The following is a 12,947-nucleotide window of genomic DNA, read 5'->3' as shown; positions in this document are numbered from 1 at the left end:
CCTTGCCACCGTCGTGGTCACGATCCTTGCCACCATCGTGGTCGCGGTCCTTGCCACCGTGGTGGTCACGGTCCTTGCCACCATGATGGTCACGATCCTTGCCGCCGTGGTGATCGTGGTCCTTGCCGCCATGATGGCCGCCGTGATCGCCGGGGCCCTCGCCGCCGCCGTCACCAGGGCCGGAACCGCCAGTGTTACCGTCGCCGCCGCCGTTGCCGTTGCCGTCGTCGCCGCCGTTGTTCTGATCGCCGGAAGAGGTCTGGTTCGACGCCTGTTTGCCAGAGTCGGAATTGCCGCCGGAGCGGTTGCCGCTGCTGTCGTCATTGACCGTGCGGCTGTCATTGTCGGTGCGGATGGATTTCGTCGGCAGGCACAGCCTGGCCTCAATCGTACCCGGCGCTGCCTTGGCGCAGTTGACAACTGCCGGCGCGGCCATCGTGAGGCTGCTGCTTGCCAGAAGGTAAGCAACGGCGACGCTATACTTCGCTGCTTTGCGGATCATCTTTTTTCTCCCAAAGTTAACAAACCGTTAACTGGGGGAATTCTTATATTAGCGAACTGTTAATTCCAAGAATAAACTGTGGATAATGGCACAGCTTCTTAATCTATAGTTAATTACGCAAGTAATAAATTTTATTAAAGTTTTAGTATAAACTATGTTACCTTCCCCGCGCACAATAAAGGGGTGATTCATGCGATGGCTTTTTTGTCTTGTTTCCCTCGTGTTCTTTCCTGCGCAATTTCAGGCATTTGCCGGGCAGCCTCTGCCTGTTGGCAGGAATATCGGCGCGCCGGTGGGATTCGCCTCCGCCTGCGCCAGCTACCGCTGGCTTTGCCATCAGGCGTCTGCTCAGGGAGGCACCCGGGCACCGGTTGAGCAGGCGGGCATGCCGCTTCTGCGCAAGGTCACCCGCGCCGTAAACCTCGCCGTCCGCTCGACGGAGGACAGCGCCGCTTCCGGAAACGGCGATGTCTGGACCCTGCCCATCGGCGGCCGGGGCGACTGCGAGGATTACGCCCTGCAGAAGATGAAGGACCTGATCGACGCCGGCTTTCCGGCAAACCGCCTGGCGCTCTCGGTGGTGATCGGCCCGCATGACGAAAACCACGTCGTGCTGATCGCCCGCATGGACGACGGCGACTACGTGCTCGACAATCTCAACAACGCGGTCAAACCCTGGAGAGCCACGCCCTATACATTTCTGGCGACCCAGGATTTCCGGGCAAAATCGACCTGGCGCGTGACGCTTGCCGGGCCGCGGGCGAACGAGTTTTCGTGATCGGGTGGGGGCATAATATTGACGCCGTGTGCTCGGCACCCCCCTCTGTCCTGCCGGACATCTCCCCCACAAGTGGGGAGATTGGCTGGGGGCACCGGTTTCCCCAAACAATCAACGTTGCAGCCCGGCGAAAAGGTGGAGAGGCGGGAGGTGCAGGCCGCTTGTCGATCTCCCCACTTGTGGGGGAGATGTCCGGCAGGACAGAGGGGGGTGCGCCGAGCACATACGTTTAATACCTAAGAACTGCATGATTCCCGTCCGCCACCTTTGCGGATCGCCTCGCCACCCTAGTTCCCTTCCGGTCATCCCCATCGCAACCACAAGAGGAGGGTTTCCCCGTGGGCGTCTTCGACCGCATCAAGAACGCGATTTTCGGCAAAGCGCAGGCAGCACCCGTGCCAGAGCCAGCATCCGCCGCCCCGCAGGCCTCCAGTGCGCCCGCAGCTTCCCCTGCCGCTCAGCCCACGGCAGCGACGAAGCCCGCGACCGGAGCGCCGGCGCCGGCTCAATCGAGCCCAGCCCAAGCCAGCAGTACCGATATCGAGCAGATCCTGAACGCAGCCGTGAAGAAGTCCGGCCAGAAGCTCGATTGGCGCCATTCGATCGTCGACCTCATGAAGGCGCTCGGAATGGATGCGAGCCTTGCCGAACGCAAGGAACTCGCAGCCGAGCTCGGCTATACCGGCGATACGAACGACAGCGCGAAGATGAACATCTTCCTCCACAAAGCGCTCATGAAGAAACTGTCGGAAAACGGCGGCAGGGTGCCGGCCGACCTTCTGGATTGAGTGGCGGGCTGGATTGAGCGGCAGATGGCGCCGAAGCTCCAGCACGCGCCATCTGCTTCAAATCTGCCCGGCACTCAGCCAGGTCGAATGTTCTGATGCCGATGCCGCAGCGATTGCCGTGGCAGGGTCCGGTTCCCTTCAAGAGCAAGCTCCGCCAAAAACGGCTATGCCAGCCCGAAGGCCTTACGCGCCGTCAAACAGGAGTCGTCTCCGGGAAGGCATGTGCGGCAGACGTCCGGCCTGAGGCCGTAGATCACGCATGATACTTGCTTACCGATGGTGCCTGAGAGCGCCGAGCAACGCTCACCATCACAGCGCATGCCTGATTGATCCGCCGAGACGAACTGAGCCGGCAGCAAATCGAGGTCGGCATCGCTCTCGGTGGAGAATCTCGGCCATTCGTGTGAATAGGAACAGCACGCGCCGCAGGCCTGACAGTCTAGCTCTGTTGATAGGGTCATGGGTGGCTCTTAGCACTTTAGATGCCAAGGATGCAAAACCATCGGTGCAATGCCGGACCGGCCACCGTGGGCTTGGGTAAGAGAGCTGCTTTCGGGTGTTGTGGGTGTCTGTACCGTCTGAAACCCTTCCCACCTGTGGGGAGGGGTTGGGGCGAGCGCACCCGTTCCCCGTTTGGCTTGATATTCGTCACGTCGAGTGCGATCGGAACGGTGATCATCCTGCCCCCGTAAAACCAGATGCGCCCACCCATGCGGGTGATATCCACGCGATTACCCGAGGCGTAAACTTCTCTCCGGCTCTGATATCAAGAGCAGCAAGAGGAGGACGCAATGCCGACCATCCTGGCTCATCACGACGTCAAGGACGTCAAACACTGGCTCGCCTCGCCCCGTCGCAAGGAAGTTTTCGAACCGATCGGCTGCACGAACATTCGCACCTTCATCGATCCGCAATCGTCCAACAAGGTTGGCCTCGTCATGGACGTCGCCGACATGGGCCGCCTGGCGGAATTCATGAAGAGCAAGCAGGCGGCCGATGCGATGGAATATGACGGCGTATTGCCCGAGACCCTGGTGATCCTCGTTCAATCCTAGCCAGGCAACGGAGTTCAATCGGTCAGGGATCAACCCGTTCTGTCGGCGCGCCGCGCCGGCAATCAATCCCCGCCGCCCATGCATCCTTTTTCCGCCTCGAACGTTTGAACTCCGTCAGCGAAAGAGGAGACCGCAATGGCGAGCACGACAGGCAGGGACGCCATCGAAGGCATGGACGAGCTCAGAGACGCGAGCGAGCTCACGCCAGCCTCCGAACGTGAAAAAACCCCAGAACAGGAAAAAGCCGATCAGCACGCGAAGGCCGAGGGTTTTGAGAGCGAGGCGGCCTATGAAGACTATCTGCATGCGGTCGCCGAGGATGCGCCGATAGAGGAGATCGTCGTCGATGTCGAACGCGCCGCCGCGCGCGAGGAACTCGAGCGGCAGATCGAGGATGTGCGTGCGGAGATCGATCATCTGCGCGCGCGTCTGCACATCATCCGCCATCAGGCGGGCAGCGTGATGGAAGAAAATATTCGCTGGGCGGATGCGAGCGCCCATGCGCAGCTTGGCGATTATCCCTGGCTGAAGCTATCGGGCGCCATGGCCGCGGCCTTCCTCGTGGGCAAGGCCCTGCAGCGGCTGCCCTTCGGCCCGCTTGCCACCGCTGTGGCGCCGCTCGTTCTGGCGGCGGCGCGTGAAAGAGGCCGGTAAGAGCGCCCTGCCCTGACCGGAAGAGCTTCGCCCGTTGCCGGCAGAACCCGCGGGTAGCGCAAAGCCGGCGGGGTGACCTTCTTGCAATTACGGCGCGCTTTTTCTATCTTTGATGCGGGCATTTGAACCAAAAGGAGGTTGCCTATGACACCGCGGGACGCCTGATCCAGGACTATCGTGACTACTGCCTTTCCAAAGGCATCGAATACGCATGCATTCAATCCGTACGGCCGCACGACGATACCACGCTCTTCTGCAGCGCTGGCATGCAGCAGTACAAGCCTCTCTTCTCCGATCCGTCCCACAAGGGAACCGTCGCAAACAGCCAGGCCTGCCTGCGCATGGGCGACCTCGATGAGATCGGCGACGGCACGCATTTCCTGCACTTCACCATGCTCGGACTATTCTCCTTCCGTCAGATGACGGTCGGCGAGGCGATCGATTTCTGGCTGGATTTCCTTGGGCTACTCGGGCTCACGCCCGACCATGTCACCATCCATCCCGACAGGCTGGGGGAATGGACGCCGCTTTATCGCGGTCGCGTACCCATCATTCCCGATCCCGAATGCATATGGAGCGACGGCAATATCAGCGGATATTGCACGGAGTTCTACAAGGACGGGATCGAGATCGGCAATATCGTCAATCCGCTGGGAAACTGCATCGACGTCGGCTTCGGGGCCGAGCGGCTGGACATGATCGTCAACGGCACTGCGCCCGAAAATGCCCTGAAGACGCTCAAAACCGCGATCACTGTGATCATCGCTAGCGGCTACCGCCCCGGCAACAAGGAGCAGGGCTACGTTCTGCGCAAGCTCCTGCGGCGCCTGCATGCCGTTGGCGGAATGCTCGACCATCCCTTCTTCGAACAGGAGGTCGAGCGGCAGAACCGCCTTGTCGAAAAATACGAGCGGCTTCGCCACAAGCATCCCGACAAATCGCCGGAATGGTGGTTCGACACCCATGGCATCGACGTGGAGAGCCTGACGCCTTCGGGAGCCTGACGCTACCCTGCCGAGACGGTTTCCGACCTGGATAAAGATACCGATATCGGCGAGTGACGCTCGGAATTTGCGAGCGTCACTCCGCTCCCGCGAGATGCCGTGCCCTTACCACGTATAGCGCAGGCCGAAATCTCCCCGAACGCCATCGCGCTCGTGGCCGTCAGTATCCCCAACCGCGAACTGATAGCCGGCCTGAGCATAAAAGTTCAGCCGGGTGTTGATCCTGGTCGTTACACCGGCGCTCAGATCCACGCGCGTTCCTTCCTTCAGCAAAGGAACCCGATCGATGCTCGAGAACGTCGTGGTCGCTCGTGTACCCCAATCGTGCCAGAGGTTGGCGCGTACATAAGGTTGCCAAAGCTGCCCGCCATCGCTGATGATCGTCCAGCGGCCGCGCAGACCGAGCCGCCCGCTCGCTCCCGATGTCGAACCGAGCGTGACGTCACCCAGGCCGTCATTGTCGTCGTCGAATGACACATGTTGCCAGACGATCTGGGCCTGCGGCTCCAGGACAAAGCCCGGCCCGAGCGCCGGCACGGGAATCGGATAGCCCGCTTCCAGCGAGGAGGCGAAACCGGCACCATTGGTCGAGAGACTGGCTGATGTCGTCGACGCCGAGCCCTCATAGGCAGTTGCCTGCACCACCGCATCGAGATACCAGCCGGTCGGACCATAATGTGTCCAATAGGCGCCGCCCGACCAGGCATCGAGATCGAGGCGCCCGGTTTTACGCAGTGCATAGTTGGTCACCGCCTCGTTGGTGACGAGACCGGTCACGTCGATGTTGGCGTTGGCATAGGCGAAGTAGATGCCGGCAACGTCGCGATGACCGGGCAGCCATTCCCCGCGCAAGAGATCGATACCGCTCTGAAAGCCGCCTAGATAGCCGTCGGTGCGCGGATCGGCGAAGGCGCGGTAATGCTGGTTTATCTGCTCGCCAAAACCGCGTGCCCAACCCGAGTTGACCGGGTTCGCGGCGTCGTTCTCCGGAGCTCCGATCGCGAGCGTATCCCCGATGCGCTCATGCAAGGTGGCTAGCGTGGCGAGCCCAAGCAGCCGGGAAGTCGGCTGTACCACGCCATAAGTCGCAATCTCCGGTCCGATGATTGGATAAACGCCAGGCGGCAATACTGACGGCAGATCTTCCGGCAGCGCCTCCGGCGGCAACTCGTCTGGCGGCGTGATCGGTCCATTCCCGCCGTCACCATTGCCGTTGCCGTCGCCGCCATTGCCTCCGTTGAAGCCGGAACGCAGGAACCAGTCATCCGGGTTGCTGCCGCCAAGGCCGCCGCGGAAGAGACGATAGTCGATGAATCCGCCGCGCACCTCGCCGGCGAGCGTGAAGGCGCCATCCGCCGTCGTGCCGCCGTTCGTCGAATCGATTACCAGGATGCCGTCTGCAGCCGTGTAGGCGCCCGGACTGTTCGGGCCAGGGGTAATGTTCAGAAACGTGGTGCCGGTGGCTTGTGCCGGGCCATCGATAGTGGTCGTGCTGCCATCGATTGCCAGCCTGTCGGACGGTGAGCCGTCGCCCGCCAGATCCGTTCTGAGGTAGATGGCGCCCCCGCTGCCGTTATAGGGTCCGAAGACGGTCAGTTCGTTGCCCACGCTATTGGCGTTGCTGTTGGCGATGATGATCCTGCCGGCATTGTCGATCGCGCCCGCTGTCATCCCGGCGGTCGTCGAGCGGCCCGACATGTCGAGAATGCCATTCGAGGCGATCACGAACTTCGCCAGATCTCCGGTGGAGGCATTGATGAATTTGATCGTCCCGCCGCCGACGCTGCCGACCTGGACCGTCGGCCTGTTGGCCGGAACGTCGATGACGAAGCCGGCGCCGTTGACGGTCAAGATGGTGCCGTTCTCCAGGCTCAACACATAGAGCGGGGCTGTGAAATTGAGCGTGCCGATCGACTGACTGTTTTGATCGCGGACTACCCTGTTGCCTATCGTGGCAAGGCCGGTGAAATTCGCAATAACGAGCGGAACTGCATGTCCGCCCGACACCGTCGTCCAGTTGTTTTGATTGCTCCACTGATTTGTTCCCGTGCCGCCGATCCACGTCGCCGGCTCGGTGGTCGTGCCAAGGGCCGTCTGCGCCGCTGCCGGCGCGGAGATGCCGAGCGATGCGACCACAGGCAAGGCAAGGCACCCTGACCGCCGCCATCTCGATAGCACGTGATCGACTAACAGCGGACGATGTCCGCTGACTATAGGTTCGTCATGGAAACAGCGTGCTCTTAGACAAAATCCACGCATGTTCACCTGCCTCCGGACCCAGGTCACGGGAACATCACAAGCGCGTCTACGGCTATGTCGTTCGGACGCGCACCACGCCACGCGCCAGACCCGATCGTCTGCGGCGGCAGGACTCGACATTCAGAGGCATCATATGTTCGAAGGATGCGAGAGCACAATTTCAAGGTGCATTAGAGAGGGCAATCGCAATCGCATCTCGGGACAGTTGTTGCCGTTGCGCCACACCATGAGTTGCATCTTGGAGGATTATAGATCATCTCCGGTTTTAGCTGGATCCCAGGGGCGGGCAAGTCGCTATCGCCTGAACTTGCGCCGTGCGGCCCGCGCGACACTTTCGGCGAGCACAGCAAGACAGCCGGCGACGAGCAGCGCGGCACCCACCGTCGGGCCGATGAGGCCGGATTTTACCGCGAGGCCGACCCCGAGCACGAGCAGCAGGCTGAAAAGCGCCAGCGCGCCGTCATCGATGAACATGCCGGTCAATTCCTTGAACGCGATCCTGAGAATATTCATCGGGCGGGCTCCGTTTGGGCGTGATGATATTGCCGCAGCCACCGGACTGCGATGAAGGAGAAGGCCGCGAGCAGGGCGAAGATTCCGATCAGCGAGAGGTCTTCGCCCGGCCACGGCGTGCCGATGCCCTCGCCGATCCAGAAGATGCCGAAAGCCGTCAGCAGCAGCCCGACGATGAATTTCAGCGTATTTTCCGGCACAGACGACAGCGGCTTATGGACGAGAAGCCCGATGACGAGCACGGCGATGCAGGCAATCAGCGCTCCGAGACCCGCATAGGGCAGCATGCCGGGCCGCGCACCGGTCGCGATCACGATGAACACCACTTCGACGCCTTCGAGCAGCACCGCCTTGAAGGCGGCCGTGCCAGCCAGAAAATCGGCCCGCCGGTCAGCCGACTGGCGGGCAAGCGCATCCGTTTCCGAGGCAAAGGCCTTCTCCTCGTCATGCAGCGCAATGAAGCCCGAGGCCCTGAGGATCGCCTTTCTCAGCCACCGCATGCCGAACAGGATCAGCAGCGTGCCAATGGTAAATTGCAGGATGTCGATCGGGATAAGGCCGAGCAAAGGGCCGAAGATCAGCACCAGCACCGCCAGCACTGATAGCGCCAGCCCTGTGCCGATAAAGGCCGGCCGCCAGCTCTGCGTGACGCCGACGGCCAGAATGATGGTGAAGGCCTCCACGACTTCCACGAAGGAACCGAGGAAGGAGGCCGCCATTGTCGAGGTTATGCTTGTGATCGTCGTCATCTTCTACTCGGTTTTCTTGGGCTTCGATCCGCCAGGCAGGCGGGAAGGACCGGGCATCGCTCCCGCGGCAGGGAGAATGCCAGCAGCGAAGCCGGCATGTCCATCGCTCTCATGGCTCAGCCGGCAGACACCGGCTCTGTGTGGTGGGAGAATTGCCGTGCTGGAAGGATGGAATGTGGCGGGCGGAGGTCGTGTCACAGGCTGTAGGTCGAGGACCTGTCCTGCCCTTTTCCGCGATCTTGCAAATCCGTAAGCGCTCGCCTCGCCCCTCATGGCTGACCCATGACAGGGCGAGGCGAGCACGTCGGGCAGCCCTTAACGCAATGGCTCTTCCGGGCTGCCTTCGATCTCGGGTTCGTAGTTGAAGCTCATGTAAATGACGATGAAGGCGATGATCGCGAGGAACATCAGGCTCGTATAGATCGTGCCGAGGCCGAGGCCGCCATAGTCCGATGGCTGGGAGAGATAGTCGCCAAGCGAGGCGCCGAGCGGCCGGGTGAAGATATAGGCGAGCCAGAAGGACAGGATGCCGTCGAGCTTGAATGCGTAATGGGCAAAGGCGATGACGGCGATGATGGCGCCGAAGATGAGGCCCGTCGTGATATAGCCGAAGCCGAACACCTCGGAGATCAGGTCACCGACCGCGGTCCCCAGTGCGAAGGTGAAGAGCACTACCAGCCAGTAGAAGGCTTCGCGCCGCGCCGTGAAGATCGAGTGGATCGACAGCGTCCCCTCCTTCGCCTTCCAGAGGATGAAGGTGACGATCAGCGCGATCGAGAAGGCGATGGCCGAGGTCAGGAGCGGCACGCCGAAATTATCGGTGAGATTATCCGTCACCAGCGTGCCGACGACGCTGATCAGCACCACCGCCAACCAGTAAATCCAGGGCACGTAACGCCTCTGGGCGAACTGCATCGCGATTGCACCGATGAGGATGGCGGTCATGATGATGGAGGTCACCGTCAGGCCGAGGCCCATATTGACGGCCAGATAATCGGCCGCCGTCTCGCCCATCGTCACCGCCATCAGCTTGATCAGCCAGAACTCGACGGTGACGCGCGGCACGCGGTTGATGTCATCAGCCGGTATTTTCAATGGTCTTTCTGCCATTGGATCTCTCCTCGCTTGCCGCATCACTTGCCGATCAGCGCCATGGCTTCGGTCAGGAACTTGTCCGAGCGCGTGTCGTCATCGGCATTGCAGCGCTCGACGGCTTTCGCTTCGAGATCGTTGACCTTGGCCATGTCGGCATCGCTGAGCTTGGCCTTAGCCTTGGCGGCGCGCATATCCTTCAGCATGTCTTCGCAGGGCACGGTGGCGGCATGGGCGGGCATGGCGACGGCGATGAAACCGGCTATGACGAGGGCATTGAGGAGGCCTGCGCCAACAAGCTTCGTGGGGAGTGTCTTCACTGGATATCTCCTTGAATGCGGCGCCCGGCGCCGGCGGTTTGAACAGCGGCGGCGTTCGCGTTTTCCGCCACCCATGTCTCAGCTTCTAGCCGCCGGTCCATACACAGCCTTTGCCGGGAAGATACGCTTTCGTAAGAAAGGTCAGGTTGCAGGAAGAGCCGGGGTCGGACCGGTTCCGCCGACTTACGAATCCGTAAGAATTCGATAAGATGGAGGACACAATTTTGCGCGAATTGTGCGGCGTGAGAGTAAGAGCAATACCAGCAAAAGTGTGAAGCGGTTTTGCGTCCGGAATTGCGGAAGACAAAGATAGAATTCAGGTGAAGGGTTTGGACTGGCCATGCGCATTCTCGTCGTCGAGGACGATAAAAAGACGGCCGATTTTGTCGCTCGCGGCATGATCGAGGCGGGCCACGTCTGCGACGTCATCGACGACGGGCATGATGCGCTTTTCCAGGCGACACGCGAGCAATATGACGTGCTTGTCGTCGACAGGATGGTGCCCGGCCTCGACGGGCTGTCGCTGATCAAGGCGGTGCGCGCCGCAAGGATCGGCACGCCGGCGATTTTCCTCACCTCGGTCAGCGGCGTCGACGACCGCGTCGAAGGGCTGGAGGCCGGCGGCGACGATTACCTCACCAAACCCTTCGCCTTTTCCGAGCTGCTCGCCCGCGTCAATGCGCTCGCCCGCCGCCCGCCCGTGCAGGACCAGAAGACGGTGCTGCGTGTGGCCGATCTCGAACTTGACCTTGTGCGCCGGCAGGTGACGCGACAGGGCCAGACGATCGAACTGCAGCCGCGCGAATTCACCCTGCTCGAAGTGCTGATGCGCGGTGAAGGCCGGGTGCTGACCCGCACCATGCTGCTCGAACGCGTCTGGGATTTCCATTTCGACCCGAAGACCAGCGTCGTCGAAACCCATGTCAGCCGCCTGCGCGCCAAGATCGACAGGCCTTTCGACATCCCGCTGCTTCATACCGTGCGCAATACCGGATACAGCCTGCATGCGCCGCGCTAGAGCATCGGACCGAAAAGTGCGCAGCGGTTTTCGGATAATCCGATGCCTGAGCAAGAGAGCATCGGACCGAAAAGTGTGTAGCGGTTTTCGGACAATCCGATGCTTGAGCAAAAGAACATCGGACCGAAAAGTGCGCAGTGGTTTTCGGATCATCCGATGCTGATGGAAAAAGCCGCCTCCAGGAAAAGCTCCAGGCTGCTGCGCAGCACGCCCTTCCGGCTGGCGCTGGCCTTCGGCCTGCTCTTCATCCTGGCCTTTCTGGTGGCCGGCATCATCACCTACCAGCTCCTGAAACGCGATCTGGCTGAGGCGCTCGACGATTCCGTGCGCGAGACCTATTCGGTCGTCGCCTCCACCTATTCACCGGCAGACATCGAAGACCTCGTTGCCGCTGTCGCAGCCTATGCCCGCCTCAACAATGCCGAGGACAGCATTTTCCTGCTTTCGGGCGAAAAGGGTAAGCGGCTTGCCGGCAATGTCTCGCCGTTTGCCGCCGAAGATGGCCTTTCGACCATCGAGGCCGGCGACATCGGGCAGAAGGGCGACGACCGCATCCGCATTCTGGCAGGCACCGTCGGCGGCAACCGGCTGATCGTCGGCGAGAGCTTTGCCGAAACCGAGGATCTGGAACATATCGCGCTGATGAGTTTCGGCTGGGCCACCGGCGGCATCGTCATTCTCGCCTGCGGCGGCGGCGCCTTTCTCGCCGCCCGCGCCCAGCGCCGGCTCGACGGCATCGAGCGGGCGATGAGCGATGTTTCGGCCGGCGATCTTGCGCGGCGCATTCCGCTCGAAGGCAATGGCGACGATATCGATGTCGTATCAACCCATATGAACCAGGCGCTGGACCGGCTGTCGGCCCTCGTCGAAGGCATGCGGCAGGTGAGCGCCGATATCGCCCACGACCTGAAGACGCCGCTCAACCGCCTGAAGATGACCGTCGAGCAGGCAATCGAACAGGGCGGGCGCGGCGAGGATGTGCAGACCCTGCTGATCGACGCCCGCGAGGAAAGCGACCGCATCAACGCCACGTTCGAGGCGCTGCTGCGCATCTCGCAGATCGAGGCCGGCGCCCGCAAGGCGCGCTTCCGGCCGGTCGATATCAGCGACATCATGGCTTCGGTTGCGGAGATCTACGGCGGCGTTGCCGAGGATAGTGGCCAGTCGCTCGACTTCACCACCAGGCCCGCCTCCCCCTGCATGGTCAATGGCGACCGCGAACTGCTGACCCAGCTCTTCGTCAACCTCGTGGAAAATGCCATCAACCATTGCCCGCCGATGACCAGGATCACGCTTGCGCTCCGGGCCGAGGATGACGGTTTTTCGGCCAGCGTTTCCGATGACGGCCCGGGCATTCCAGAAGCGGAGCGCGAACTTGTCTTCCGCCGCCTCTACCGCCTCGACAAGAGCCGCACGACATCAGGCAGCGGCCTGGGCCTCAGCCTCGTCAAGGCAATCGCCGATCTGCATGCCGCCCACATCACGCTCGCCGACCGGCATCCCGGCCTCGGCATCACCCTCGATTTTCCCGCCCAATACCAAGGATAAAAAATGAAAAGACGTTGGAGACCCCCCGCCGCTTTCGGCGTCGCCGCCCTGTTGTTCGGCGGCTACCTCGGCGGGCTGCAACTGCTTGGCAATTTCCATGAAGTGCTGCCGGGCGAACTCTACCGCTCCGCTCAGCCCTCGGGCGCCGATATCGACACCTACGCCGCCCGCTACGGCATCAGGACCATCCTCAACCTGCGCGGTGAAAACACCGCCAACTGGTATATGCAGGAAACCGAGGCGGCCAGGAAAGCCGGCATCACCCACATAAATTACCCTCTGTCAGCCTCCAGGGACGTGACGCCAGAACAGGCGCATGAACTGCTGGCGCTGATGCGCGATGCGCCAAAACCGATCCTCATCCACTGCCAGGCGGGTGCGGACCGCACGGGCCTCGTCTCGGTGCTCTACCTGCAGCAGATCGCCGGCATCGACGAGGAAACTGCCGAAGAGCAGCTCTCGGTGCGCTTCGGGCATATCGGCATTCCGTATCTCTCCTCGACCTTTGCCATGGACCGCAGCTGGGAAAATCTCGAGAAGGTGTTTGGGCTGGATAGCTGAAACTTGGCGTAAGGCAGGTCTCCGGGAGCACCCAGCCCCTTCGTCAGCGCCATGAAGCAGCTATGAGCCGGTCCAGGCGTAACCCCCGCCGGCTTGGATTATTCCT

The 12,947-nt window shown here is 61.6% G+C and carries 14 protein-coding genes and 1 pseudogene; 8 read left to right on the top strand and 7 right to left on the bottom strand.

Annotated elements, in window-relative coordinates:
• Nucleotides 1–502 (bottom strand): annotated as a pseudogene (locus tag PMI11_RS35170) (hypothetical protein); the annotation flags it as partial.
• 190 nt (nt 503–692) lie between these two features.
• On the opposite strand from PMI11_RS35170, the gene PMI11_RS35165 reads away from it, so the two are divergent.
• Both PMI11_RS35165 and PMI11_RS35160 read left to right on the top strand, forming a co-directional pair.
• The gene (locus PMI11_RS35165; protein ID WP_007827240.1) at nt 693–1,280 is read left to right on the top strand and encodes a transglutaminase-like cysteine peptidase; all 588 of its coding nucleotides are present in this window, start codon (nt 693–695) and stop codon (nt 1,278–1,280) included.
• A gap of 338 nt (nt 1,281–1,618) precedes the next feature.
• Nucleotides 1,619–2,068 carry a DUF3597 domain-containing protein gene (locus tag PMI11_RS35160; protein ID WP_007827239.1) on the top strand — a complete coding sequence of 150 codons (450 nt, stop codon included), beginning with the start codon at nt 1,619–1,621 and terminating at the stop codon, nt 2,066–2,068.
• A gap of 164 nt (nt 2,069–2,232) precedes the next feature.
• Here PMI11_RS35160 and PMI11_RS36985 read toward each other — a convergent pair whose 3' ends face one another.
• Nucleotides 2,233–2,529 (bottom strand): YkgJ family cysteine cluster protein, encoded by a 297-nt coding sequence (locus PMI11_RS36985; protein ID WP_007827238.1) that lies wholly within the window; start codon nt 2,527–2,529, stop codon nt 2,233–2,235.
• Between the two features lie 330 nt (nt 2,530–2,859).
• On the opposite strand from PMI11_RS36985, the gene PMI11_RS35155 reads away from it, so the two are divergent.
• The 3 genes from PMI11_RS35155 to PMI11_RS35145 all read left to right on the top strand — a co-directional run bounded on the left by PMI11_RS35155 (nt 2,860) and on the right by PMI11_RS35145 (nt 4,781).
• The gene (locus PMI11_RS35155; RefSeq protein WP_007827237.1) at nt 2,860–3,123 is read left to right on the top strand and encodes a hypothetical protein; all 264 of its coding nucleotides are present in this window, start codon (nt 2,860–2,862) and stop codon (nt 3,121–3,123) included.
• Nucleotides 3,124–3,258: 135 nt separating this feature from the next.
• Nucleotides 3,259–3,777, top strand: a complete 519-nt coding sequence (locus PMI11_RS35150; RefSeq protein WP_007827236.1) for a hypothetical protein — start codon at nt 3,259–3,261, stop codon at nt 3,775–3,777.
• A gap of 122 nt (nt 3,778–3,899) precedes the next feature.
• The gene (locus PMI11_RS35145) at nt 3,900–4,781 is read left to right on the top strand and encodes an alanine--tRNA ligase-related protein (RefSeq protein ID WP_007827229.1); all 882 of its coding nucleotides are present in this window, start codon (nt 3,900–3,902) and stop codon (nt 4,779–4,781) included.
• A 105-nt stretch (nt 4,782–4,886) separates the two neighbouring features.
• Here the strand turns inward: PMI11_RS35145 and PMI11_RS35140 are convergent, their stop codons facing one another.
• The 5 genes from PMI11_RS35140 to PMI11_RS35120 form a co-directional block, all read right to left on the bottom strand.
• The gene (locus PMI11_RS35140; protein WP_244430762.1) at nt 4,887–6,917 is read right to left on the bottom strand and encodes an autotransporter family protein; all 2,031 of its coding nucleotides are present in this window, start codon (nt 6,915–6,917) and stop codon (nt 4,887–4,889) included.
• Nucleotides 6,918–7,334: 417 nt separating this feature from the next.
• Nucleotides 7,335–7,553 carry a hypothetical protein gene (locus PMI11_RS35135; protein WP_007827224.1) on the bottom strand — a complete coding sequence of 73 codons (219 nt, stop codon included), beginning with the start codon at nt 7,551–7,553 and terminating at the stop codon, nt 7,335–7,337.
• Entirely contained in the window at nt 7,550–8,302 is a 753-nt protein-coding gene (locus PMI11_RS35130; protein ID WP_007827222.1) for a COG4280 domain-containing protein, read from the bottom strand. Before PMI11_RS35130 ends, PMI11_RS35135 begins: the two co-directional genes overlap by 4 nt.
• A 315-nt stretch (nt 8,303–8,617) precedes the next feature.
• On the bottom strand, nt 8,618–9,412 hold the full coding sequence (locus PMI11_RS35125) for a COG4705 family protein (protein ID WP_007827214.1): 795 nt from the start codon (nt 9,410–9,412) through the stop codon (nt 8,618–8,620).
• Between the two features lie 23 nt (nt 9,413–9,435).
• A complete protein-coding gene (locus PMI11_RS35120) occupies nt 9,436–9,636 on the bottom strand; it encodes a hypothetical protein (protein ID WP_244430760.1) in 201 nt (66 codons plus the stop codon).
• A gap of 418 nt (nt 9,637–10,054) precedes the next feature.
• On the opposite strand from PMI11_RS35120, the gene PMI11_RS35115 reads away from it, so the two are divergent.
• The 3 genes from PMI11_RS35115 to PMI11_RS35105 all read left to right on the top strand — a co-directional run bounded on the left by PMI11_RS35115 (nt 10,055) and on the right by PMI11_RS35105 (nt 12,841).
• Nucleotides 10,055–10,732: a winged helix-turn-helix domain-containing protein gene (locus tag PMI11_RS35115; RefSeq protein WP_007827204.1), complete on the top strand. Its 678-nt coding sequence runs from the start codon at nt 10,055–10,057 to the stop codon at nt 10,730–10,732.
• 99 nt (nt 10,733–10,831) lie between these two features.
• The gene (locus tag PMI11_RS35110) at nt 10,832–12,280 is read left to right on the top strand and encodes a HAMP domain-containing sensor histidine kinase (RefSeq protein ID WP_007827202.1); all 1,449 of its coding nucleotides are present in this window, start codon (nt 10,832–10,834) and stop codon (nt 12,278–12,280) included.
• Between the two features lie 3 nt (nt 12,281–12,283).
• Entirely contained in the window at nt 12,284–12,841 is a 558-nt protein-coding gene (locus tag PMI11_RS35105) for a dual specificity protein phosphatase family protein (RefSeq protein WP_007827200.1), read from the top strand.
• The last annotated feature ends 106 nt before the right edge of the window (nt 12,842–12,947 follow it).

Origin of the sequence: Rhizobium sp. CF142 (assembly GCF_000281145.1) — a bacterium.
In the GTDB taxonomy this organism is placed as follows: Bacteria; Pseudomonadota; Alphaproteobacteria; order Rhizobiales; family Rhizobiaceae; genus Rhizobium.
The sequence above is the reverse complement of the archived record's forward strand: the minus strand, read 5'-3'. Positions and strand labels throughout refer to the sequence as shown.